Below are 528 nucleotides of genomic sequence, written 5' to 3'. Positions count from 1 at the left end.
CTTCCAGCACCGGGCAGGCGTCACACCGTATACGTCCACTTTCGTGTTTGCACAGTGCTGTGTTTTTATTAAACAGTTGCAGCCAGCTGGTATCTTCGACTGGCTTCAGCTCCATCCGCAAGGGACTTCACCTACATGCCAGCGTGCCTTCTCCCGAAGTTACGGCACCATTTTGCCTAGTTCCTTCACCCGAGTTCTCTCAAGCGCCTTGGTATTCTCTACCTGACCACCTGTGTCGGTTTGGGGTACGATTTAATGTTACCTGGAGCTTAGAGGATTTTCCTGGAAGCAGGGCATCAACTACTTCTGCACCGTAGTGCATCGTCATCACGCCTCAGGGTTAGTATGCAACCGGATTTACCAGGTCACACCCCCTACACGCTTAAACCGGGACAACCGTCGCCCGGCTAGCCTAGCCTTCTCCGTCCCCCCTTCGCAGTAACACCAAGTACAGGAATATTAACCTGTTTCCCATCGACTACGCTTTTCAGCCTCGCCTTAGGGGTCGACTCACCCTGCCCCGATTAA

At 53.2% G+C, this 528-nt stretch carries 1 rRNA gene; it reads right to left on the bottom strand.

From position 1 onward, the window contains the following. Positions 1-528: ribosomal RNA gene (locus tag ACJ8PN_RS25620) — 23S ribosomal RNA — on the bottom strand; the annotation flags it as partial.

Source organism: Serratia sp. CY76391 (genome assembly GCF_052166695.1).
GTDB lineage: Bacteria > Pseudomonadota > Gammaproteobacteria > Enterobacterales > Enterobacteriaceae > Serratia > Serratia nematodiphila.
Note: the sequence above shows the minus strand (reverse complement) of the source record. Positions and strands in the feature narration are given on the sequence as shown.